Here is a 25290-nt window from a genome sequence, read left to right as displayed (position 1 = left end):
TGTATTTTCAAAAAAGTTTAGAAAAAAACCTTCTTTGCGTATTTACCGCTCACACTCTGAACACTGTCAGGGATATCTACCGCAGGATCGTCACCACCTGATGGATCCTCAGTGGTTGGTGCCTCGGTTGTAGGGGCTTCCGTAGTAGGTGCCTCGGTTGTAGGGGCTTCCGTCTCAGGTTCTTTTGTACCTCGGATTATTACCTCTGTTCTCGTGCTGTACTCACTAAGTGATTCCTTTGTTGTTGAGATTACATTTCCATCCTTGTCGTACACTGTTCTGTAGGACTGGTATATCTGACCTCTTATACCCGAGGTCTCAACCTCTTCGTATCCTACCTCATGGCTGTCATCGTCTTTGTACTCTGTGTCGTAGTCCACGTATCCCAAAAACTCTGTGGACAACTCCACATGTATACCGTCTAGATTTGTACCGTAGACCTTGCAGGTTACGTTGTCATTTTCAAAGCTGGTGACTATCTTGACCGGATACTCCAGAGTATTTGTAAATCTGAAATCATATCCGCCCCAGGCAACCGTAGCGTCAAGACCTGCTCCTATATATCCTGAAACATAGGGATGAGGATGTCTCTCATCTATCTGAAGATTAGCATATAATACTGCATCGTAAAGTGTTGAGGATGTCTGGCATATTCCACCACCGATGGAATCAACGGACTCGCCGCCTACATAAGACGGAGCCGGTGAAAATCCCCTGTCGCTGGTTCTCTCTCCTACCACATTGTTGTAAGAGAACTGTTCTCCCGGCATAAGGATCGTACCGTTACAGTAGTCTGCTGCCAGCTTGACATTTGACTTTCTGCCGCTGGTACCTGTGGCAACCGTTGTGCAGCTTCCAAGCTCATCCTTAAAAAGGTTTCTGGTATATTCCTCGGTGCTTATCTTAGGTTCGGTTATCTTAAGTGGTATGCGAACCTCCTCGCCGTCCTTGGCAGCCTCAAGAAGCTTCTTCGCTTCAGCCACGTCAAAGTCCATACCTGTAACAGCCTCTACCACCGCATAGTTATTATCCGGATCCAGTGTAGGCTCCTTAACCTCTGTATATACCTGATGGTGGAGCTTATCTATATCCACATCTCCCTTAACCAGCGGGCACTCTATTACCTCATCAAATTTCTGTGAAAGAAGCCTCTTCTCTACCTCGTCGGCAAGTGCTTCTTCATCTACGGCAAACATGCCTCTTCCCTTTACTACCACAAGCTTGTCACCATCTATCTTGTAGGCGTCCTTGTTCTCCTTCTGGAGATCTGCAAGACCACTTACGGCAATGGCTTCGTGAAGCTTCTCCCTGCTCTGTACCTCAGGGGCAATAGCATAATCACAGGATGAGAACAATGCCACAACGTAGTTCACACCTCTCTTGAAAAATGAGTGGGTCTCAAGACATTTCTTCTCAACTGCGTCATTTACGTTAAGATTAATAGCGTCCGACACGTCTATCACATACTTCTCTCCACTTAAGTCTACGTTAAGCTGGGCGGTTCTGTATGTGTCCTGGAACTTGCCTTTTATCTGTTCGGAGGCTTCCTCCACCGTAAGTCCGCTTACGTCTATTCCGTTTATTGTGGTGTTCTGGTAGAATGTGCGGTCATCTATTACGAAACACAACACTACGTACATCAGAAACAGTGCCACCACTACCGCACATGCAATAAAAACCTTAGATCTTAATACCTTTTTCATCAACTGTACCTTTCATGCTCTATACTATTTATGAATAATTTATGCAAATAAATTCGAAAAAAGTCTGTCTGCACAGGTGTATTATATCACAAAGTTTTTCGTATACAACTACCGTTTTCAAACTTAATATAAAATTACATTTTCGACATATTTTATTAATATTTGCCAATATGCGGCATCTATTATCCTGTGGATGACTGACACTAAAATAATATAAATCCTTCTAATGTTACAGCTTATGATCAAAACAGCCCGATAATGTAATATATAAGTCCTGCGATAAATGATGCAAATATACCAAACATTATTACAGGACCTGCGATAGTGAAGGCCTTGACTCCCTTACCGAACACCTCTCCCTCGGTCTGAAATTCCACTATAGGGGAGCACACACCATTTGCAAATCCTGTTATGGGCACCAGTGCTCCGGCTCCGGCGAACTTGGCAAAGCCCTTATAAAGATTAAGACCTGTCAGCACTACACTGGCAAGGACCAGTATTATTGACACATAGCCATAGGCATCGTCCTCAGACACGTTATTTGCCATGAGGATGTGCTTTATTATCTGTCCTACAAGACAGATGCCGCCACCTGCAAGGAAGGCCCAGATACAGTTTTTCACCGAGTTGGATTTCGGTGTCACCTGATTCACATATTTATTATAATCTTCCTGTTTCGGTTCGTATTTCATTGTATTGCTCCTTTCTTACGCCAATCTGTTTAGGATATAGATTATTTTATAATCACACCAACGTGGTGATCACCATGACTATACTGCCCGCGGTCTTTCCTGCCGCCAGTGCATATATGGCATAGGGCAGATATTTTCTGATCTTAAATCTTCTGGATATGATCGGGAACACATTTAACACCTCTGTCAGTGCACCTGCCAGACAGCCTACAAATATCCCTCCAAACAGTGCCAGGATAGCAAACCCAAAAAGAGTAAGGGGAATCCTTATGGTAAATATATAGATGACATTTCCAAGGGCTGCTCCGTATGCAAGAAGATTTTCCACGAGCATATAATGTCTGTTGTACTGTATTTTGCTCAAAAGCTTTGGAAATATACCGATCATGGATATAAATGCAAAATATCCGGCAGCTATGGCTGCACCACCTGCCATTGCGGCAAATGCCAATAAAATATAAGCTGGATTCATTTTTCAGGTCTCCTGTCCATATCTGTGATAATAGTCTGGTTCACGTCCTGCTCGTACTTTCTTAACTGCACCTGGAGAGGCGTTGGTTCGTCTGTGAACTTCTTGGCTGCACCATGGTTGAAGAAAATGATTATCCCGAGAAACAGGCCTATTGAATAGAACATTCCTGCGATGGATATTCCTGCTTCATCGCCTCCTACAAAGAGATCCTGCATAAGCTCAAGCTGCCCCACAAGATTTACGTCAGAGTTATAGGACATTATGGAGAATGCCGCTCCGAAGAAGGCAATGAAACATAATCCGATGAATTTGAGGATCTCCTTTACGTTCACATTTGAATCGGAAGCCTCATAATAAATGATGGTATCAGGCTCGCCCAGATTGATTATGTCTACATCAGCAAACATTGAGGTGAGGGTTGTGACCACATCAAGAATTGATATTATATGTTGTTTTTTTCCTTTTTCTTTAAATTTGTATACCTCTATCTTGTCTGCGGCAAATGCTATATCTGGATTATCCGAATATATCTCCGCCATGTCCTTTAGAAGTACCTTTCTCTCGTTTACTTTTACGCTCTGTTTAGGTTTTATATAAAGTAGATCAGCCATAATATTAATTTTCCTCTCTGAAGATTTTTATTTTAAATCACTATATCTTTCATTAAGGTTTATTATCTGTATGATCCCGATTTTTATTCTTTTGGCTTATACCATATTTCTTAATTTCTCTATTATTTTTTTCTCATACCTGCTTACCTGCACCTGGGAAAAGCCCAGCCGCCTTCCGGTATCTGACTGGGACATTTCCCTGAAATACCGGAGTTCTATAAGCCTGTATTCCTCCTCTGAAAGGTTCGCCATAAGCTCATCTACCAATAACTTATCCATAAGCTTCTCTTCCCGGTCTTCGCCTTTTACTTCCATGACACCGGGATTGTCAAAGGACTCCACAGGTCTCGCGGCTTCCATAGCCATGGTTATCTCCTCAGGCTCTATGTTCAGGGCTTCGGCTATCTCCGACAGCTCCGGCTCCCTGCCCTTTTGTTTAATGTATGTATCCCTGTATGCATATATCTTCCCATATATTTCCTTCAGGCTGCGGCTCACCTTTATGGTGCCGGAATCCCTGAAAAATCTTTTGATTTCTCCGGTTATCATGGGCACCGCATAGGTAGAAAACTCCACTTCGTATTTCATGTCAAATCTGTCTATGGCCTTTATGAGGCCTATTGTTCCTATGGATACTATATCCTCAAGCTCACAGCCTCTTCCTGTAAATCTCCTTGCAATGCTCCACACAAGCCCCATGTTGCCCATAACAAGCTTGTCTTTGGAATCTTTGTCACCTTCTTTTGCTCTGACTAACAATTCCAAATTATTCTCCATCTGTCTCCCTGTCTGAGTTTCCCACTTTCTTTTTCATTTTTACCGTGGTTCCCTTACCCGGTTCTGATTCTACTGCCAGCTCATCCATGAATGCCTCCATAAATGAAAATCCCATACCGCTTCTTCCCTTGTCCGGCTTGCTGGTGTACATTGGCTCCATTGCCTTTTTTATATCTTCTATACCCTTGCCGCAATCGATTATCCAAACCTCAAGAGTACGCTCCTCCACATCTGTAACCGCTTTTATGATTATCCTGCCTTCCCCTTCATCATATCCGTGTACAATGGCGTTAGTAACAGCCTCTGATACCGCTGTCTTAACATCTGCCACCTCTTCAAGTGTCGGGTTGATTCTGGTCATAAACGATGCCACAACCACCCTTGCAAAGCTCTCGTTTCTTGGATCACTTTCTATTTCTAAACTCATTTCATTTCTATTCATAGACTTCACATATTCCCCAATCCATATTTTTTACAGATTTCTTATTCCTTTTCAAAGGATTTTGCCAAATAAAATAAACATATCAGGTCTGGTAAACAAAACTGCCGTGAGCCTTGGCGTATGCCTCCTCAATATCTGCCGCCCGGTTCACGATCCTGTATATCCCTGACATTGTAAGTATCTTCTTCATCTGTTCTGATTCATTAATTATGTAAACTAGTCCTTTCCGATCATAGACATCCCTGAACCGCCTGGTTATAAGCCCTATGCCCGAGCTGTCCATCATCCTTGTATGTTCAAAATCAAAGATCACGTATTTTACCCTTTTATCTGAGAACACCTCCCTGGTATTTTCTATAATGCCGGTGGCTACATAATCATCCACCTCTGAAGGCAGTCTTATTATTACAGTATCTCCAATTTTTTCACAATTATTCATGATACCTGCTTTTCCCCCTTCTTTTTTGATCGTAAATAATAAGAAAAGGACAAATGAAATTGATCATTTGTCCTTAGTATCGTTGATATTGTCAATCCAATATCTATATTTGATTTTCAGCATCTGTATTCTCTCTATCCAACGGATCCATCATCCGGTATTACTGAATCGCCGTCTCCGGCACCGGTTCCATCTCCGATTCCCGTGTCGGTGCCATCACCTGTACCGCCTTCAGAATAAGGGTTTTCGGTGGTAGTATCCGTAACTCCGTCACCTGCGGCATTGTTGGTCTTTGCCTTTGTGGACGCCACTGTGTAGTATATGGAGTCCGGACAGTTAGTTGTCAGATTTGTAAATGCAGTAACTGCATTCTCATACTGTCCGAGCTTCTCATAACAGAGTCCTGCATAGAACAGAAGCTCGTCATAGTTCTCATTTGTCTCCATAAGCTTCTCAAATGATGTAAGAGCCCCCTCATAGTCACCATCTATATACTTCTTGACGGCAAGCTGCATACTTACCTTATCTTCATTTGAAAGTATCTTGCTGTTTGCCTTGTAGTCATCTATGGTGGCATTTGCCTGGTCAAGCTCAGACTGTATAGACTTAACCTCATTCTCAAGAGACGAGATCTTAACATTCTTATCAGCTATCTGCTCACTGAAGGTTATCTTCAATTCCTTGCTGGTATTGTCATTACTCTTCTGCCTCTGAGGCATTACGAGAAAAAACATCACTGCCACGCCAAGTACTATTCCGGCAATAACGTAGGCCATGGAGTATTTGTAGAAATTAATATCCTTATAGTGTCCCACAGGAACTACACTGTCATCAGCCTTGGCAAGAGGCTTACCGGTCTCCACATATGCATGAGGCTCGTCTGTAGTGAAAAGAATGTCTGCATCATAATCGTCTTCAGGAAAATCCCTGTAATCCATCACATCGGAATCCGGCACTCCCATTTCGTTAAAGTACCTTACCGCAAGAGGATTTGTCCTGTCTATCTTTATTACCCTCTTTAAGGCCTTCTTCGCCTTGTCATACCTTCCGGCGTCAATGTTAAGCAGGGCAAATAACAGATACCCATCTACAAACTTTCCATTATCCGAAAGCACCTTCCTAAGCTGTATAAATGCAAGATCCTTGCTTCCCTGTCTTGCATAGTTAAGTGCCTGATTGTACTTTCTTGCCACATTATTGGTTGCCTCAAGCTTGTGAGGATTTGCCTTTACTTCCTTTATGTATCTCTTGGCAACATTTCTTCCGTCAAAGAGATTGACGCTGATGACCCATTCGTTTAAAGCCTCAACCACTTTACCTGTTTCGTAATATACAAGTCCCAGAAGGTTTCTGGCGTCAATGTTCATCTTGTCATATTTAAGGGAAACGGTAAGTGCTGCTGCCGCCCCTGTCATATCTCTGACCTTTGCTTTATCAAGCCCTATATTGTAATAAAATTTAGATGTATTGATAGCCTTGTTGACATACTCGCTCTTTAAGCCACACTGACTGCAGTATCCTGTAACAAGTATCTGTCCGCCACATCTCTTACAGTATAAAACATCTGCCATACTATTCCTCTTTCTCCTTGGTGACTCTCATCATTTCCTGCATGATGTCAGTGAAATCCTTAAGGTCATTGTTATATATAGCATCTTCCGCCTGATCTAACTCAAGTATCGGGCGAAACTTCTTGACTTCTTCATCAAAATTTATCATGATCCATGTTTCCTTCCTGTTATTTTATCATTATATCCTATGCACTCTGCTCCATTTATCAAGCCATTTCTTAACCTCTCCTACAAGGTAAAGGGATCCTACACAATACACGTTGCAGCCGCTTTTTTCCTTTATATCCATTGCCATCTCCATGGCACCGGCTACATCCGCGGCCTCCGTAACCCCGGTCTCTGTCCTGCTTTTAAACAGCTCTGCTATGGTGTGGATATCCGCCTTCCGATGCTCGGATACATTTGTCACTATAATGTGTTCAAAGGACAGCCTGCCTGTAAGTATATCTATCATACTTTCGTATTCCTTATCCTTAACTACAGCGAATACCAGCAGCTTCCTGTCTCCTCTGTACATACGCTCCATTGTATCGCAATAGGATGTAACAGCCTCAACATTATGAGCTCCGTCTACATACACTCCCGGAAGTATCTCCTCCATTCTGCCCTCCCAATAAAAGGAAAGCAGCCCTTCAGATAATATCTGAAGCTCTCTTTCACCTATATTCTTCATCAGTAAGCTGTATGCAACAACTGCCAGACAGGCATTCTCAACCTGGTACAGTGCCGTTGCTCCAAGTTTCAGATGAACATACTTATAATATCCATTATGAAATGAAAAATCAATGGTTTTGTGTCCCAAACTGTTTATTATATAGTTGGTTTTTTCGACCGGATAGAAGGCTGCCCCCCGGCTTTCTGCCTGTTTTTCTATTACCGCCTTCACCTGTGGATCCCTGTCGAAATAAATGACAGGCACACCCGGCTTTATGATACCTGCCTTCTCTGCCGCGATCTTCTCCAGTGTATCCCCGAGATATTCCATATGGTCATAGCCTATGGAGGTTATGATGGTAAGCTCCGGCTCCACTATGTTGGTGGCGTCAAGTCTTCCTCCCATGCCGGTTTCATATATTATATAATCAACCTTCTGCTCATTAAAGTAAACCGCAGCCATGGCGAACATTACTTCAAAGAAGGATGGATGCACGGTGAACTTTTCCTTCACCCGGCAGAACACTCTGGCAAAATCTTCGTCTGAAATTATCTCATCATTTATCCTTATCCTCTCATTTATCTTCACCAGATGAGGGGATGTGAATAATCCTACCCGGCAGCCCGACTTCATTAAAAGAGTTGCCAGCATTTTACAGGTGCTTCCCTTTCCGTTGGTTCCCGCCACATGTATTATGTGGGGATGTTTCTCGGGATTTCCTAAACGAGCAAGAAGACCGGCAAGGTTCTCCCTGCCAATCTTCTGTGCAAACATGGGTATATCAAGTATATATTTTACTGCTTCTTCGTAACTGAGCATTGCTTTTTACCTGCCATTTATTATCTGTTATCTACCTTCTCAGGATACAGGTCATGGTTTGAAAGCCTGTTCCAGGCTACCTCTTCCCACTTTGTTCCCGGTCTTCCGTAGTTACAATATGGGTCTATTGATATTCCTCCCCTTGGAGTGAATTTGCCCCACACCTCTATATACTTTGGATCCATAAGCTTTATAAGATCCTTCATAATAACATTCATGCAGTCCTCATGGAAATCTCCATGATTTCTGAAGCTGAACAGATACAGCTTCAATGATTTGCTCTCAACCATCTTCACATCCGGTACATAAGATATATATACTGTTGCGAAGTCCGGCTGTCCTGTTATAGGACAGAGACTTGTGAACTCAGGGCAGTTAAACTTAACAAAGTAATCATTTTCCTGGTGCTTATTTATAAAAGTCTCAAGAACCTCAGGACAGTAATCTGTCTTGTATGCTACATTTTTATTTCCAAGGAGACTGATATCTCCCATCTCACTCTTATCTCTGCTCATACGAACCTCCATACTACTTCACAAGAGCTGCCGAAACACACTTGATAAGTATCTTGACTGCCTCGTCACACTGCTCCTTATTGGCTATAAGCGGTGGTGCGAGTCTGATGATGTTGTCTCTTACAGCTGTTATGAGAAGTCTGTTCTCAACCGCCTGGTGCTTCACCTCAAAGGCAATAGGTTCTCTGAATTCAACACCTACCAAAAGGCCTTTACCTCTTATCTCCTTTACGCATGGAAGAGCCTTAAGCTGCTCCATGAAGTAGGCTCCTACTTCTTTCGCATTTGCCGCAAGATTGTTGTCCATGATCTCCTCTATCTCTGCAAGGGCTGCCGCACAGCATACAGGATTGGCTGCATATGTTGAACCGTGGGCACCCGGGGTAAATGCACTGGCGAACTTTTCTGTTGTACACATGGCACCTATCGGCATACCGCCGCCGATAGCTTTTGCCATTGATACTGCGTCAGGCTTAACACCATACTCCATATATGCCATTATATCGCCTGTACGTCCCCATCCGGTCTGTACCTCGTCAAATAATAAGAGCATATCGTTCTCATCACAGAACTTTCTTAAGCCCTGGAGGAATTCCTTTGTGGCAGGATATACGCCGCCCTCGCCCTGGACAGGCTCAACCATGATGGCTATTGTATCCTTTGTACACTTACTCTTGAAGTCCTCAAGATTGTTGTACTCTGCATATGTGAAGCCCGGAAGCATCGGCTTGAAGCCTATCTGACATGCATTGTCAGGCTGGCCTGTAGCTGAAAGTGCCCCGTAGGTTCTGCCGTGGAAGCTGTTCTTTGCTGTTACGATATGGTAACGGTCAGGACCGTAGTTGTCTGTTCCGTACTTTCTGGCAAGCTTTATCATAGCTTCATTTGCCTCTGTACCTGAGTTCTGGAATACGATCTTCTCCATTCCGATAGTGTCGCACACTTTCTTGGCAAGAAGGAGCATAGGAAGTGTATAGGCATAATTTGAAGCATGTATTACCTGCTTACACTGGGTAGCAATGGCCTCTGCCACCTTCTTGTTACAGTTACCTGTGCTGTTTACCGCAATTCCTCCGAAGAAGTCCAGATAACGGTCTCCGTTTTCTGCGTATACATACATGCCGTCTCCCTGTTCCTCAATGAACTCCCATCTTCTTGTTTTCTCTGTAAGATAGGTGTCCGCCATCTCTAAAAGCTCTTCTCTTGTATATCCTGTGTCACTGACCTTCATTGACTGTTCCTCCTTGACATATTGTTTTTACATTTTTTGTTTTTATATTGCAATTTTGCATTTTATGTTTTTTAATTTAATATTTTATATCATAACTTCCACAGATTAATGATCAAGCCCTGCGGATCAATAATCAAGCCATGCATGTTAATTGCAGGCTGTGCATATTAATGGGCGAACTGTGAATTATACAAATTCGTATAGAAGCCGTTCATTGCAAGCAATGTTTCGTGATTTCCCTGCTCTATGATATGTCCGTCCTTCATAACAAGGATAACATCAGACTCCTTAATGGTAGAAAGTCTGTGGGCAACCACGAAGCTTGTCCTACCCTTCATCATCTTGTTAAATGCTCTCTGAATCCTTATCTCTGTTCTTGTGTCTATGGATGAGGTTGCCTCATCAAGAATAAGCATAGGCGGAAGATCAAGCATTACCCTTGTGATACAGAGAAGCTGCTTCTGTCCCTGGGAGAGATTTCCTCCGTCCTCCGTTATCACCGTATCATATCCCTTCGGAAGCCTCTTTATAAAGCTATGGGCATGGGACTGCTTCGCTGCCTCTATGATCTCTTCATCTGTGGCATCCGGTCTTCCATATGCAATATTTTCTTTTATAGTACCTGACTTAAGCCATGTCTCCTGGAGCACCATTCCGTAATTCTCCCTAAGGCTGTGCCTTGTAACATCCTTTATATCATGGCCGCTTACAGCTATGCTTCCCGAATCCACATCATAAAATCTCATAAGAAGATTTATTACTGTACTCTTACCACAACCTGTAGGTCCTACTATGGCTATCCTTGCTCCCGGCTTAACGTCAAGATTAAGATCCTTGATAAGCTCCTTACTCTTATCATATGAGAAATCAACATCTGTAAGCTTAACACTTCCCGACACATCCTTAAGTACTACCGCATCGCTCTTGTCTGCTATCTCTGCCTCCTCGTCAATAAGCTCAAATACTCTGGCTGCTGACGCCATAGCGTTCTGAAGCTCCGTAACGACGCCTGAGATCTCGTTAAATGGCTTTGTATATTGGTTCGCATAACTTAAGAAGCTTGATAACTGACCTACTGTTATACGTCCCTTTATTGCCATTACAGCACCTATTATACCAACACCCGTATACACAAGGCTGTTTACAAATCTTGTTACAGGATTGGTTGTTGACGAGAAGAACGTAGCCTTAAGTCCTGCCACATTAAGTCTGTCATTTACCTCGTTAAACCTGTCATTTACCTTATCTTCCATAGAGAAGGCTGTTACAACCTTCTGGTTTTCCACCATTTCATTTACTATGGAGGTAAGTTCACCCTTTATCTCCGACTGCTTCTTGAACATGTTGTAAGTCTTTTTTGCTATAAATGACGCTGCAAATAATGATACAGGAGTTATAACTACTACAACCACTGTGATTATCCTGTTGATTGAAAGCATGAACACCAGTGTTCCCACTATGGTCATTACACCTGTAAATAACTGGGTGAAGCCCATTAAGAGTCCGTCTGAGAACTGATCTACGTCTGCTATTATCCTGCTGACGATATCTCCGTGAGTATGTGAGTCCACATATGAAAGCGGCAACCTTGACAGCTTGTCAAATGCCATTGTCCTTACATCATTTACAACCTTGTAGGTTATCCTGTTGTTGATTATGTTCATGAGCCACTGGGCAATGGCTGTGATGGCAACTACCACCACCAGCTTCACAAGCACCGCCTTTAATCCGTCGAAATCAACGTTGCCTGCTCCGACTATCTTGTCCACACCATTTCCCATAAGGATAGGCGCATACAATGTAAGTACAACTGAAACGGCTGCACATATCAGCGAAAATACCACCAGCACCGAATACTTCTTAATGCACTTAAGTATCCTCTTAAGTGTCTGTTTATTCTGATCTTTATTCTCAAGCTTTGCTAATTTTCTGCTGCTCATAGTATCACCTTCCCATCTCTTTTTCTGAAAGCTGTGACATACAAATCTCTTTGTATACCTCACACTGATCTATGAGTTCCTTATGTGTACCTATTCCACACACCTCACCATCGTCAAGAACAATGATCTTATCTGCTGCCATTATGGTTGACGCTCTCTGGGATACGATAAATACTGTACTTTCCTTTATCCTTGTTGATATTGCCTTTCTTAGGGCTGCGTCTGTTGCGAAGTCAAGGGCAGATGCACTGTCGTCAAGGATAAGTATCTCAGGCTTCTTCACAACAGCTCTTGCTATTGTAAGTCTCTGCTTCTGTCCACCTGAAAGGTTCTTACCTCCCTGGGTAATCTTAAACTCTATGCCGCCATCCTTGCTTTCTACAAACTCCTTTGCCTGAGCGATATCAAGAGCTTCCATGATCTCCTCATCTGTGGCGTCATTCCTGCCGTATCTCATGTTCTCTGCTATGGTTCCTGCAAATAAAACTGCCTTCTGGGGAACCACACCAACTCTGGCTCTTAAATCCTTAAGGTCATAATCCTTTACATCTACTCCATCCACAAGAACCTGTCCCTCTGTGGCATCGTAAAATCTCGGAATAAGATTTACAAGGGAGCTCTTTCCTGAACCGGTACCGCCTATGATACCTACAGTCTCTCCATGCCTCACAGTGAAGTCAAGACCTGTAAGGGAGTCGGCTCCCGAACCCTTATACTTAAGGTTTACATTCTTAAAGGTTACGCAGTCTGTAGCTTCTGCCCCGGTGTTTTCCTTGCCGTTTCCTGCCGCCAAGGTATTTTCTGTGGCGTTTTTTCCTGATACAATAGAAGGCTCAGTGTCAAACACCGCACTGATACGCTTGCCGCAGGCAATGGACTTGGTAATGTTTATGATGAGATTTGCAAGCTTAACCAGCTCCACAAGTATCTGTGACATATAGTTCACAAGAGCTACAACCTGCCCCTGGGTAATGATACCCTTATTGGCCTGGCCACCTGCTATCCATATGATGGCAACAGTGGCAAGGTTTATGATCACGTAAGTAACAGGATTTAAGAAGGCTGATATCTTTCCTACAAATAGCTGCACCTTCATGAGCTCATCTGTAGCTCCGTCAAACTCGGCAAATTCCTTCTCTTCCCTGTTAAAGGCCCTTATCACTCTTGCACCGGAAAGGTTCTCTCTGGTTAAAAGGGTAACTCTGTCAAGCCTGTTCTGTACCTTCTTAAACAGCGGGATTGTAATGAGCATTATACCGAATACCACCACTGAAAGTGCCGGTATTGTGACAACGAAGGTCATGGCTGACTTCACGTCTATGGTAAATGCCATTATCATTGCACCAAACACTATAAACGGCGATCTTAAAAACAATCTCAGCACCAGATTGACACCTGTCTGTATCTGGTTGATATCACTGGTCATTCGTGTAAGTAATGTTGATGTTCCTATTGTATCTATCTCAGTGTATGATAATGAAGTTATGTGCTTAAACAATGCACTTCTGAGCCCTGTACCAAAGCCTGTTGCTGCCTTGGCCGAGAAGTACTGGGCTGTCAATGAACAGGTAAGACCTATAACACCAAGGAGCACCATAACAAGACACATCCTGAGGACATAGCCCATATCCTTATTGTATATACCAACATCAATTATCTTCGCCATAACAAGAGGGACAAATAGTTCAAAGCACGCCTCCAACATCTTAAACAGGGGTGCCAGAACCGTTTCCTTTCCATATCCCTTTAAATACGATAAAACCTTCTTCATTTACTTTCCTCTCATGCCCCAAACATCAGCCCATTTAAATCCAGCTATTTAAAATTTGCCTGTACGTATTTTTTCCATAATCTGTTTTTTGTATATAAATGCGTTAAAGGGCGTACATAAACGCCCTTCAACAAAACATATTCCAAGCGGCACAAACACCAGCCGTATACGTAAAAAACAGTGTAAAAACGCCTGATACCGATTATTCTTCCTCAGGAAGATTTGCATTGTGATATACTGCCTGTACATCATCGTCATCGTCAAGCATATCAATGATCCTTGTGAACTTCTTCACTGCCTCAGGATCTGTAAGATCTACATAATTCTGAGGTATCATTGTAACCTCTGCCTCAGCCATCGGTATTCCCTGCTTCTCAAGTGCTTCTCTTACCTCTGAGAAATTCTCAGGTGTTGTGAGCACCTCAAAGCTGTCGTCATCCTCCACAACGTCCTCTGCACCTGCGTCAAGAGCGGCCATCATAAGGTCATCTGCGTCCATATCGCACTCTTCCTTGGCAATGATGATCTGTCCCATCTGGTCGAACATGTATGATACACAGCCTGTTGTTCCTACATTTCCGCCGCCTTTTGTGAAGCAGTTACGGACATTCGCCGCTGTTCTGTTCTTGTTATCTGTAAGTGCATCTACAATAATGGCTGTTCCGTTAGGACCATATCCTTCATATGTACATGTAACGTAGTTTACTGAATTGGCATCTCCTGCTGCACGCTCGATACCTCTCTTGATGGTATCGTTAGGCATGTTGTTGGCCTTTGCCTTTGCTATAACATCACGGAGCTTGCTATTATTCTCAGGGTTAGCTCCCCCCTCTTTTACTGCAATAACGATTTCCTTACCTATGATTGTGAATATCTTTCCCTTTGCTGCGTCATTCTTCTCTTTCTTATGTTTGATGTTTGCAAATTTTGAATGTCCTGACATCTTTATTACTCCTCACTTGTCTGTAATGTTTCTTATTTTTCTCATATATATGTCGCTATAAAATACAACCGTCCACTATATTAACACTATACAGAAGATTTTTCAACCTTAGTAATCCTCACCTTATCTATCATCTTATTTTTGTGACCTGTGGTGATGAACCTGTATCCCTGATACTCTATCTGTATATCCTCGTGTTCAAAGGGAAGTCTTCCCAGCTCATACAAAAGAAAGCCATTGATAGTCTGGAAATCCTCATCCGGAAATTCAATGCCCAGAAGCTCTGATATCTCATCAAGCTCCGCAGTACCATCAACCACATAGTCATTTCCCACACGCCTGACCTCATCTTCCTCGTCGTCGTATTCGTCAAATATATTTCCCACTATCTCTTCCAGAATATCCTCCATGGAGATAACTCCATCTGTCTGTCCGTATTCATCAGTGATGATTGCCATATGTATCTTGTCATTCTGCATCTGTTTAAACAGCTTGGATATATTTCGGGTTGGATGAACGAAATAAGGCTCCACCATGACCGACTCTACAAGACTCTCCTTGTGCTTAAGATACTCTCTGACAAAATCCTTGAAATAAACGATTCCCACAATATTATCTATATCACCATCATACACCGGATATCTTGAATAATTGTACTCCAGCATATCATCCATAATGTCAACAAGTCTGCAGCTCTTGTCAAATGCAACCACATTGGTACGAGGTGTCATAACATCCCTGGCTTCCTTCTCAGAGAACTCAAAGATATTCGTTATCATCTCTTTCTCATCATCCTCAATAAGCCCTTGTTCATTTCCCTCATTAACCATGGAAATAATTTCTTCCTCTACTTTTTCTTCTTCTGCTTTTCTGTTAAATATCTTCATATAACTGACATTTCTGTCTTACCAATCACCTTCCTTTAAATATATAAGATAGCGTATTTTCTACATCAATTCAAGACTTATCTTAAGAGCCGAATCAACCCTCTTAAGTATATCCTCGTTTATGTGGCACACCTTTTCCTTAAGTCTTGCCTTATCTATGGTACGGAGCTGCTCCAACAGTATAACCGAATCCCTTGTAAGCTCGTTGCTTCTTGCCAGAAGCTCCACATGAGTTGGAAGCTTTGGCTTCATCTTACTGGTTATGGCTGCAACTATCACTGTTGAGCTGTGTCTGTTTCCTACTTCATTCTGTATTATAAGTACCGGTCTGACTCCCCCTTGCTCGGAACCCACTACGGGACTTAGGTCGGCATAATATATATCTCCTCGTCTGATCACCAAATAAAACTCACCTCATATTACATAATCATGCGGCATTTATATATTTTATGTATGTCGCTATAAAAAGTATCTCCACCGAAATGAGATTTATTCAGTTGTGTGCACTTTATCTACAGGAGATAATTTACTGTGGATGTCTTCCTGCCGTTTTCTATGTATACCCTTGGAACACGTCTTCCTATATTACATACAAGCTCGTAATTAAAGCTTGCGGCAGGCTCTGCCACTTCTTCCACAGAGATCTCACAGTCTCCCCTTCTTCCAAAGAGGACAACCTCATCTCCCACCTTAACATCCGGTATGTGGGTAACGTCTATCATAAACTGGTCCATACATACCCTTCCTGTTATAGGGGCATATCTGTCATGGATTATGACTCTTCCGATATTGGACTGTGCCCTTGGATATCCGTCTGCATAACCGCAGGACACTGTGGCTATCTTCATGGGGTGGTCTGCTATAAATGACCAGCCGTAGCCTATTCCTGTTCCCGGCTCCACATCCTTTACATGGATGACTCTTGATACAAATTCCATGGCAGGCTTAAGCTTCGCAATATTCTTGTCTACCTCCTCTGACGGGTAGAGTCCGTATATTACAATTCCTGCCCTTACCATGTCAAAGCCTTCATTGTCCATCTCCATTATTCCGGCACTGTTAGCTATATGCTTTACAGGTATATCAAGGCCATTTTCCTTAAGACGGGCTATCATCCATCTGAATTTCTTAAGCTGTTCATTTGCAGAGGTCTTGTCATATTCATCAGCCTTGGCATAATGGGTGAATATTCCCTCGCACTCTATATTAGGGAGTTTTGATATCTCAAGGATCTCCTTCATGCCAGCTTCGTCACACGGGAAGCCTATCCTTCCCATTCCTGTGTCAATCTTAATATGGATCTTCGCGGTCATATTAAGCTTCTGTGCAACAAGACTCAATTTCTTCGCCCTGTCCACATCGTAAAATGCTGTCCTTATGTCATTCTTAATAAGGTCCTCGTAGGATGTAGGATCTGTATAACCAAGTATGAGTATCGGCTTTTCTATTCCGGCTTTTCTAAGCTCCACTCCCTCATCGATACATGCCACTGCATAGAAGTCTGCAAGATCATCAAGAGCCCTTGCAAGGGTAACAGCCCCATGTCCGTATCCGTCAGCCTTGATAACTGCCAGAAGCTTCATATCCTCCCTTACACATGCCTTCATCATCTTCACATTATCCCGTATATTATCGAGGTTGATATCAGCCTCTACTCTGTTTACCTTATCCATTTGCTTTATGCCTCCAAATTATCTGCATTTAAGAACATTCCCTATGGATTCTACTATGTTCCTTGCCATAAGACTCCTTACTCCGAGTCTTTCCTCTGCCTCGTCTCCTGCCAGGGCATGTATGGTAACTCCAAAGGCTGCCATGTCCTGATAGTCCAGTGCATCGTCTGACACCCCCGCTGCCACTATACCGGATATGATACCGGCAAGCACATCTCCCGAACCGGCAGTTGCCATTCCGTTATTTCCCCTTGTATTGACAAATACCCGTTCAAGGCTTCCTGCCACCACCGTTCTGGCGTCCTTTAATACACATGTAACATTATAATCCTTTGCACACTCACTTGCACAGGAAATCTGATTTTCTTTTAGCTCTTCTATGGTACGTCCTGTAAGTCTTGACATTTCCATCATATGAGGAGTTATTATCACAGGCACTTTATGGTCTTTTAATATATCCCGGTCTTTTGCAATGATGTTTATGCCATCGGCATCTATTATCACCGGACATGTGGCATTTGCCATAACATATCTTATGAGAGCTTCCGCCGTATCATCCGTTGATATGCCGGGACCCACCAGAACTGCGTCTGCCCAGGTGATCACTGCCGCAGCTTCCGAAACAGCGGATGCCTCGTCATTGTAATATGAAACCACTGCTTCAGGCGCCAGGCTTCCCACAATGTTCCTGTTATTTTCATGGGTCACAAGCTTAACAAGCCCTGCTCCCATTCTGTAGGCTGCATTTACCGAGAACACTGCCGCCCCGGCCATGTCGGCACTTCCTGCTATGATGGCAAGCTTGCCGCAGGTTCCCTTATTGGCACTGTCTGACCTTTCCGGAAGGTAGGATATGCACTCCTCACCTAAAGTATAGTACTTAGGTCTCACCTTCTTGACGTTACACTCCGGAAATCCAATATCACACACCTCTATGTGCCCACAATAGTCGCTTCCCGGATACAGTACCATTCCAAGCTTTTTATTGCCAAAGGTCACTGTGTGATCTGCCTTTACTGCGCAGCCCATAACCTGACCGTTGTCACCATTTATCCCTGATGGGATGTCTATGGCGATCTTCATGCCGTCCATGTTGTTTATGGTCTCTATGGCCTTTCTCCATATGCCCTCAACAGGTCTCTTAAGCCCCACGCCGAATATGCCGTCAACTATAACATCATATCCGTTCTCCGGCAGCTCTGTAAGAAAGTTTAAGCCAAGATTTTCGGCAATGTGTCTCTGGGTCATGAAGCTGTCTGTCTCCTTCTTTAATCCGCCGATCACATATATGTCTGCCATATAATCCTGCAGCGTCAGGATCCTTGCAGCCGCAACTCCGTCTCCGCCGTTATTTCCTGTCTCCACCACAAACAGTATCCGGTCATTCCTGCTTATTTTTTCCTTTATATACTGCGAAAGAGCGTAAGCCGCTCTTTCCATAAGTACAAGACCGGGTATCCCGGTCTCGTTTATTGTTATTCTGTCTATCTCCTGCATTTCACAGGCTGTAACAAGATATTCCATATTATCTCGCATCCTTCTCTATCCTTCTTAAGAACAGCATTGATAAGATTGCAAATACTACAACAAATCCAAGAAGTATCAGCCATACAGATACAAGTCCCGAAGCTGTTGCCTCATAGCATTTCTTTGAAATGTCAGGAAGCATATCTGCTGTGAGCATACCCTTTGTATCCTCGAATACCGCTCTCGGAACCTTATCATTTATCCCTGACAGACGACCGAAGGCTGACATTCCCCAATGGCTTATGGTAAGGTACGAAACCTTCTCGGCTGCACCTTTAAGCTCAAAAAGCACACCTGACAATACTAACTGAACTATAATTATAATAGGTGCTATGAGATTTGCAAGCTCATTTGTCTTTACTATTGACGATATAAGCACACCCATGGCGTCAGCAGCGTACATTATCAGAAACATAGTTATGTAATACTTCACAAATGAATGTCCCTTAAACAACAGATCTGATGCAGGGAACTTGAGACATTTGTAACAGATTGCCGTCATTATGGCACTCTGGAAGAGACATACAATACCCTGTACCAGCATTATTGACATTATGTATGAAGGTATCTTCATATTGGTCATGTACTCTCTCTTTACTACACTTCTCTCCTTACATATCTCAGTTAAAGAATTGAACATTCCTATATACACCGCAGCACTCGTTATTGAGAAGAATGCTGATGATGTATTCTCGAAGCACTCAAAGGTATTCTTCTTCATAACATACGAAAGAAGGAAGCCTATTGCCACAGGGAATATGACTATCATTCCCATTTTTATCTTGTTGTTAAACATCAGATTGAAATTTCTCGCCATCATGATGTTCATCTGACGGAAACCACCCACTTCATTTTTCTTTCCCATTTATCCTGTCCTCAACTTCTTAATTATTTGTCTGTCTGTAATATGCATCAAATTCATCTGTGTACTCACGGACGATCTTATATACATCTGTCATGTCACTTACTTTGAACAGCTCGTATGCCTCCTCCGGTGGACCGGCAAAGCATAACTTGCCTCCCGGTGCGAAGAACAGCACCTTGTCAAACAGATCAATATTCTTAAGTGTATGAGTGATAACTATTACAGTCTTCTCATGAGTATGGGCGAGCTCCTGTAATGACTTTATCAGATTGGTCTCTGTCTCAGGATCGAGACCTGAGGTAGGCTCGTCAAGGAACAGGATAGGCGGATCCGAAACCAGCTCAGAGGCAATGCTTACTCTCTTTCTCTGTCCACCGCTGACCTTCTTCACATCACTTGCCTGACACTTTGCATCAAGCCCCAGCATGTCGAAGGTATGGTCGATCCTCTTCTCTCTTTCCTTTTTGTCAACGTCCTTAGGCAGTCTCATCTTGGCGATATATCTAAGAGTCTGTCTTACGCTTATGCCATTTCTTAAGAGATCCTCCTGAGGAACATATCCTATCTGCTTCTTTAAGGAATCCTTGTGCTCGTAAAGATTGATACCATCCATATAAACTGCTCCGCTGGTAGCCTCCTCGTATCCGTTTATGCAGTTAAGGAAGGTTGTCTTTCCTGCACCGGAGCCTCCAAGCACTGCAACAAACTCTGACGGTTCAATGGTTACATTCACCCTGTCAAGGATGCACTTCTTATGGTTCGGTGATTTCTTGTATGACGGATCTGTCTTAGGGCATTTGACCATCTTAGATATGTTATCAACCTTTAACTCACAGCCTGCATTCGGAAGATTATATATCAACATTCCCCTTGCAAATATGAGCTTTACGTTCACGATCTGGATTATGTCATTCTCCCTAAGTACTGTAGGCTTCACCACCAGCTTACGGTTAATGAATGTACCGTTCTTACTGTTGAGATCCTGATATATCCAGTCATTTCCGTTTCTTGTAAATACACCGTGCTGCCTTGATATCTGTACGGATGGTATAGATATGTCATTTTGTCCTACCATACGTCCAATATATATAGGATCTGATGAACCGTCATACAGATTTCTTGACTGCCACTTCTGTCTTGAATAATCAAACATTGAGAATAATATAAGCACTCCAAAATTCTCGTTATGGCTCTTTATCTCTATGACGGAGCTTTCATTTAACGGAGCTACCCCGTTCTTGATATACTGCCCGTCCACTATAGATCCGTTGGTGCTGTTGTTGTCACCATAGTAGTACTTTCCATTCTCCCGGAATATAACTCCGTGAGCCTTGGACAAAACCGGGCTGTCTAACTGAATATCAATATCCGGAGAATTGGTTATCCTTCCTATAAATGTCTTATCCTTTATGAGCTTCTTAGTAATGATCTCGCCATTCATCATGATGATGAGACTTCCCCTTTTGCTCTTGTGTGCCAATTCTGCCATTTTCTCTTTCTTCCTCCTGTACCGGTATCTTCCGGTCCTCATTTTAATGGATCTATATAATCTTTCGCATATGAAATTACTGCTTATACTTAGCCTTTATCATTGCGACCTCGTTATCTATTTCCCTGATCCTCCTCATATGGCGTTCCGGACTCTTGCCCCATGTATCACCCTTGCTTATCTCATCAAGAAGCTTGCTCTTCTCTGCAAGAATACCGCCTATATACTCACGATCCTGCCTTTTTATCTCCTCATTACGCTTCCTTGCCTCAAGAAGATCCTTGTGATCCTCAATATATTTACGATAGTTCTTGACCTGGCTCATATATTCTTTTCTCATATCCTGAGCCATGTCTATAAGCTGCTTTGAATCCTTGTAATCTCCACATTTCTCAAGCAGCCTTATTGCCTGATCAAGCTCTGTCTCAGTCTTGGCATTCTCAATAAAGCCAATAGCCGCACTGTAGTACTGGATCAGCCTCATTTTCTTTTCCTTTGCCTCTTTTATGGCTCTTTCCTTTTTCTCTCTTTCCTGCATTTCCCTGATCTCTTCAGGAGAGAGTCTTACGTCGTTATCCTGTGTGTTCATATTGCCCTCCATGTTCTGCATGTTTTTATCAGGTTTCATATGCACCGGCCATACATCATTTGAATTTTTAGGCCTGGGTTTATAATTTGTCTGCATACGTTCAAAAAGTCCGCCGGGCTTATTTCCACTGCCGTTGTTGTTTACTATGGCAGTGCCGCCTGCTCCCATTGGATTATTTCCCGTGTTTCCGTTACTGCTGTTTAATCTCACGCTGAGCTGGCTGTACTTCGGCATTGAGTTGGTATTTGCCCCCTGGCTGCCCTTAAGCCTGAAGGGCGATTGATCCCTTCGCTGATTCTGACTCATGCTCTGGTTTTGATACATGCCCTGGTTTTGATACATGCCCTGGTTTTGCTGCATGCCCTGGTTTTGATACATGCCCTGGTTTTGATACATGCCCTGGTTTTGCTGTATATTCCGGTTCTGCTGTACTGCAGCTGCACTGTTCTGGTGGTTGTAGTTTAGTCCCATTTTATATATAAGCTCAATAGGAATATCAGCATAGGTCTCGCTGTGTCTTAAGGTATCTGTGTTATACGCACCATACAAGCCCATGATAAGCTCACGCTTCATATCCATCACTGTAGCATATCTGTTCTCTATGTTCAGATCCATACACTTCATAATCACATCGCTCAGCACAGGATTCACGCCATTCTTAATCCTTACAGGAGGTTCAAGCGTATCTCCCATAAGCCTTGATATTGCCTCAACAGGCATTGTTCCTGTCACAAGACGATACATGGTAGCACCAAGGGCATAGATATCACTCCATGGTCCCAGACTTCCTCTGCTGTTGAACTGCTCCGGTGGTGCATAATTCGGCTTCACTACCACAGATATGGATTTTCCCGAGGCAAATGCCATGCTCTTGGCAGCCCCAAAATCTATAAGCTTTATGATTGAGTCTTTACACACAAAGATATTATCAAGACTTATATCTCTATGTATCATTCCCTTGGAATGTATGGCTTCCAATGCCCTTATTAAAGACATCATAACCTTAAGGGCGAAGTCATCCGGTACGTAATTGTCATGCTGTCTGAGAAACTCACTGAGATTATTTCCCTCAAGATACTCCATTATTATATATGCAGTGTTATTCTCCTCAAAGAAATCGTGTACATGAACTATCCCCGGCTCGTTATTAAACTCCATGAGGCTTCTACCCTCATTAAGAAAGCTCTCTATAGCCTTCTCATAATCCTTTTCCTTGTCCTGCTCACAGGTTCTTATAGAAAGTGTGTTATCTGCTCTCTGGGCAGTTCCCACAGGGTAATATTCCTTTATAGCAACAGGAATATTCTGATATGTATCCCATGCGTGGTATGTTATGCCAAAGCCGCCTGCGCCGATAACTGTCCCCATCTCGTATCTCTCATGTAGCAGCTTTCCCGGTGTGATATGGTATGCTGCCTTAGGCGGCGTACCGTATCTGTAACCGCAGTACGGACACGACTCTGAATTTCCCTCATATACCTTCATACAATTTAAACAATGTGTCATAAATTTCCTCTTTCACAGAACTTATTTAACAAAACCTGTCATCTGCCCTACAGGTTCTTTTATCGTTTTTTTATTTTCCCTAACTAATACTATAGAATATGGAGACATATCCATCGGTCTCATCATACAGCATGTAAGCAATCATCTTCCCTGTATTCCATGAATATCCCGAATCAATACTTTCCGGATACTCGCCATATTTTTCTGTCAGAGCGGCATAGACTTTATCCTTAAAGCCGGTGCTGTAGTCTCCCACAAACATGACCTCATTTATACCTGTGCTGTCCTCGGTAATATCTATACAGTTAAAGTTTTCATGGTCGATGAAAGCAAGATACTCCTTGCTGTTATCAGGGTTTGAAGTATCGACCTCATATGTAACATCCGCGTTTCCGGTTACATAGCTGCCGCTCTTATAGAAGATATCAGGATCAACATAGAAAATCCCGTCCTCGTCATAAATATATCTTCCATAATCAACGGTTGATGCCGGAGCTTCAGTTGATGCCATCTCAGTGTCTGCACCTGTGGTAGATGTTGTATTTCCTGCGGTGCCCTTCTTACTTCCGCTGCTTCCAGAATTGTTACCGCCATTCCTTATAACAGTAACTATTACAAATACCAGGACTGCCGTCACCACAAAGGAAACAATTCCAAGTATAATGTTTCTTGATTTGCTTTTTTTCCGGCTTCTCACATTACCGCCGACGTAGTTCCTGTTACCATTCGCATTATTCGAAGCGGCGTAATTTCTGCTGCCTTTCATACTGTTCTGGCCGGTATAAGCCCTGCTGCCGTTCATACTGTTCTGGCCGGTATAAGCCCTGCTGCCGTTCATACTGTTCTGGCCGGTATAAGCCCTGCTGCCGTTCATACCATTCTGGCCGGTATAAGCCCTGCTGCCGTTCATACCGTTCTGGCCGGTATAAGCCCTGCTGCCGTTCATACCGTTCTGGCCGGTATAAGCCCTACTGCCGCTCATACCATTCTGGCCGGTATAAGCCCTGCTGCCACTCATACCGTTCTGGCCGGTATAATTTCTACTACCGGTACTGTTTGCCTGATAGCTTCTGTTCATGGACACCTGTCCGGTGCTGTATGAATTTCCTGTTACAGATGTGGTGTCTGAAGCCCCACCGCCCCTGCTGCGTCCATAATCTAAAGCAGCATTAGGATTATATGTGACATGCTTGAGCATCTCTCTTCTTACTTCATCGCAATTCTGAAATCTGTCCTCTATCTTAGGTGCCATCATCTTCATAACGATCCGGTCAAGAAACAATGGAACCTCCGGATTATACCTGGAAGGAACCTGCATTTCATCTTCCATTATCCTGTCTATCGCCTGATCGGGTGTTCTGCCTGTAAGAAGCTTGTATACTGTGGCACCAAGAGCATATACATCTGTCCATGGACCCTGACGACTTTTCTTACGAAACTGCTCCGGGGGCGCATAATTAGGCTTTAAAACAATTGATAATGTTTTCTCCTCGTTACCATAGCTTTCTCTGGCGGCACCGAAATCTATAAGCTTTATCTTACCTGTCTTCTCAACAAATATATTGTCCGGGCTTATATCCCTGTGTACCATACCGGCACCATGAACATAGGACAGTGCCTCACACATTTTCATTATCACGTTAATGGCTGCACTTACACTGATCTTTCCACCGTGATCCTTGGCGTATCTGGATAATGGTTTTCCCCTAAGATACTCCATAACTATGTAAGCTGTGCCGTTCTGCTCAAAAAAGTCATATACATTTACAATCTTATCGGTGTTGTTAAATCTTGCAAGTCCATTTGCCTCCTCCAGAAAGCTATTAAGTCCCTTCTGGAACTGTGCTGTATTATCCCTGTTCACCAGCTTCACCGTGGTATGGTCCATACTGCTTCTGGCAACCACCTCTCTTGGATAAAACTCCTTAACGGCAACACCCTTGCCTGTGTTCATATCCACCGCCCTGTAGGTTATTCCAAAGCCACCGTCACCGATAACTGTGCCGATCTTATATCTGCTCTTTAACATTGTACCGAGCTCAAGTGTCTTCTCTGCAGCCTGATACTTCCAGTTTCCAAGACCGCAGTGAGGGCATACCTTCACACCCTCTTCATATGTATTTAAACAATTAAGACAAATCTGCATTATGATCTTTCTCTCCTGTAATGCACG

23 protein-coding genes are annotated in these 25290 nt (G+C 43.2%); all 23 read right to left on the bottom strand.

The genetic code is table 11. The features are described from left to right. Positions 1–17 precede the first annotated feature (17 nt). A complete protein-coding gene (locus DXB54_RS07760) occupies positions 18–1703 on the bottom strand; it encodes a VanW family protein (RefSeq protein ID WP_118694801.1) in 1686 nt (561 codons plus the stop codon). Positions 1704–1945: 242 nt separating this feature from the next. Beyond that, the gene (locus DXB54_RS07755; RefSeq protein ID WP_118694800.1) at positions 1946–2395 is read right to left on the bottom strand and encodes a SpoVA/SpoVAEb family sporulation membrane protein; all 450 of its coding nucleotides are present in this window, start codon (positions 2393–2395) and stop codon (positions 1946–1948) included. Between the two features lie 52 nt (positions 2396–2447). After that, positions 2448–2867: a stage V sporulation protein AB gene (locus DXB54_RS07750; RefSeq protein ID WP_118694799.1), complete on the bottom strand. Its 420-nt coding sequence runs from the start codon at positions 2865–2867 to the stop codon at positions 2448–2450. Next, a complete protein-coding gene (locus DXB54_RS07745) occupies positions 2864–3478 on the bottom strand; it encodes a stage V sporulation protein AA (RefSeq protein WP_021939212.1) in 615 nt (204 codons plus the stop codon). The genes DXB54_RS07750 and DXB54_RS07745 overlap by 4 nt, the downstream gene beginning before the upstream one ends. Positions 3479–3574: 96 nt before the next feature. After that, entirely contained in the window at positions 3575–4255 is a 681-nt protein-coding gene (locus DXB54_RS07740; protein WP_021939211.1) for a sigma-70 family RNA polymerase sigma factor, read from the bottom strand. After that, entirely contained in the window at positions 4245–4697 is a 453-nt protein-coding gene (gene spoIIAB, locus DXB54_RS07735; RefSeq protein WP_118694798.1) for an anti-sigma F factor, read from the bottom strand. The genes DXB54_RS07740 and spoIIAB overlap by 11 nt, the downstream gene beginning before the upstream one ends. A gap of 82 nt (positions 4698–4779) precedes the next feature. Then, positions 4780–5136, bottom strand: a complete 357-nt coding sequence (locus DXB54_RS07730) for an STAS domain-containing protein (RefSeq protein ID WP_021939209.1) — start codon at positions 5134–5136, stop codon at positions 4780–4782. A 134-nt stretch (positions 5137–5270) separates the two neighbouring features. After that, positions 5271–6707 carry a tetratricopeptide repeat protein gene (locus tag DXB54_RS07725; protein WP_118694797.1) on the bottom strand — a complete coding sequence of 479 codons (1437 nt, stop codon included), beginning with the start codon at positions 6705–6707 and terminating at the stop codon, positions 5271–5273. Between the two features lies 1 nt (position 6708). Beyond that, a complete protein-coding gene (locus DXB54_RS11995; RefSeq protein WP_199708744.1) occupies positions 6709–6855 on the bottom strand; it encodes a hypothetical protein in 147 nt (48 codons plus the stop codon). A gap of 30 nt (positions 6856–6885) precedes the next feature. Further along, positions 6886–8181, bottom strand: a complete 1296-nt coding sequence (locus DXB54_RS07720) for a bifunctional folylpolyglutamate synthase/dihydrofolate synthase (protein WP_118694796.1) — start codon at positions 8179–8181, stop codon at positions 6886–6888. 20 nt (positions 8182–8201) lie between these two features. Continuing rightward, complete coding sequence (gene queF / locus DXB54_RS07715; protein WP_021939205.1) at positions 8202–8696, bottom strand: preQ(1) synthase; 495 nt, start codon at positions 8694–8696, stop codon at positions 8202–8204. Positions 8697–8709: 13 nt separating this feature from the next. Beyond that, a complete protein-coding gene (locus tag DXB54_RS07710; RefSeq protein ID WP_118694795.1) occupies positions 8710–9927 on the bottom strand; it encodes an aspartate aminotransferase family protein in 1218 nt (405 codons plus the stop codon). A 167-nt stretch (positions 9928–10094) separates the two neighbouring features. After that, positions 10095–11867 carry an ABC transporter ATP-binding protein gene (locus tag DXB54_RS07705; protein WP_118694794.1) on the bottom strand — a complete coding sequence of 591 codons (1773 nt, stop codon included), beginning with the start codon at positions 11865–11867 and terminating at the stop codon, positions 10095–10097. Between the two features lie 4 nt (positions 11868–11871). After that, on the bottom strand, positions 11872–13638 hold the full coding sequence (locus DXB54_RS07700) for an ABC transporter ATP-binding protein (protein ID WP_021939202.1): 1767 nt from the start codon (positions 13636–13638) through the stop codon (positions 11872–11874). A gap of 202 nt (positions 13639–13840) precedes the next feature. Further along, positions 13841–14581: a YebC/PmpR family DNA-binding transcriptional regulator gene (locus DXB54_RS07695; protein ID WP_021939201.1), complete on the bottom strand. Its 741-nt coding sequence runs from the start codon at positions 14579–14581 to the stop codon at positions 13841–13843. Positions 14582–14667: 86 nt separating this feature from the next. Next, on the bottom strand, positions 14668–15468 hold the full coding sequence (locus DXB54_RS07690; protein WP_021939200.1) for a hemolysin family protein: 801 nt from the start codon (positions 15466–15468) through the stop codon (positions 14668–14670). 60 nt (positions 15469–15528) lie between these two features. Then, the gene (locus DXB54_RS07685) at positions 15529–15870 is read right to left on the bottom strand and encodes a type II toxin-antitoxin system PemK/MazF family toxin (RefSeq protein ID WP_021939199.1); all 342 of its coding nucleotides are present in this window, start codon (positions 15868–15870) and stop codon (positions 15529–15531) included. Positions 15871–15980: 110 nt separating this feature from the next. Next, positions 15981–17141, bottom strand: a complete 1161-nt coding sequence (gene alr, locus DXB54_RS07680) for an alanine racemase (protein ID WP_021939198.1) — start codon at positions 17139–17141, stop codon at positions 15981–15983. Between the two features lie 18 nt (positions 17142–17159). Next, positions 17160–18665 carry an NAD(P)H-hydrate dehydratase gene (locus tag DXB54_RS07675; RefSeq protein WP_118694793.1) on the bottom strand — a complete coding sequence of 502 codons (1506 nt, stop codon included), beginning with the start codon at positions 18663–18665 and terminating at the stop codon, positions 17160–17162. A gap of 1 nt (position 18666) precedes the next feature. Beyond that, positions 18667–19533, bottom strand: a complete 867-nt coding sequence (locus DXB54_RS07670; RefSeq protein ID WP_118694792.1) for an ABC transporter permease — start codon at positions 19531–19533, stop codon at positions 18667–18669. Between the two features lie 19 nt (positions 19534–19552). Beyond that, complete coding sequence (locus DXB54_RS07665) at positions 19553–21022, bottom strand: ATP-binding cassette domain-containing protein (protein ID WP_021939195.1); 1470 nt, start codon at positions 21020–21022, stop codon at positions 19553–19555. 76 nt (positions 21023–21098) lie between these two features. Beyond that, the gene (locus tag DXB54_RS07660; RefSeq protein WP_118694790.1) at positions 21099–23117 is read right to left on the bottom strand and encodes a serine/threonine-protein kinase; all 2019 of its coding nucleotides are present in this window, start codon (positions 23115–23117) and stop codon (positions 21099–21101) included. Between the two features lie 79 nt (positions 23118–23196). Further along, entirely contained in the window at positions 23197–25263 is a 2067-nt protein-coding gene (locus DXB54_RS07655) for a protein kinase domain-containing protein (protein WP_118694789.1), read from the bottom strand. Between the last annotated feature and the right edge of the window lie 27 nt (positions 25264–25290).

This window comes from Coprococcus sp. OM04-5BH (assembly GCF_003482105.1).
GTDB lineage: Bacteria > Bacillota > Clostridia > Lachnospirales > Lachnospiraceae > Coprococcus.
The sequence above is the reverse complement of the archived record's forward strand: the minus strand, read 5'-3'. Positions and strand labels throughout refer to the sequence as shown.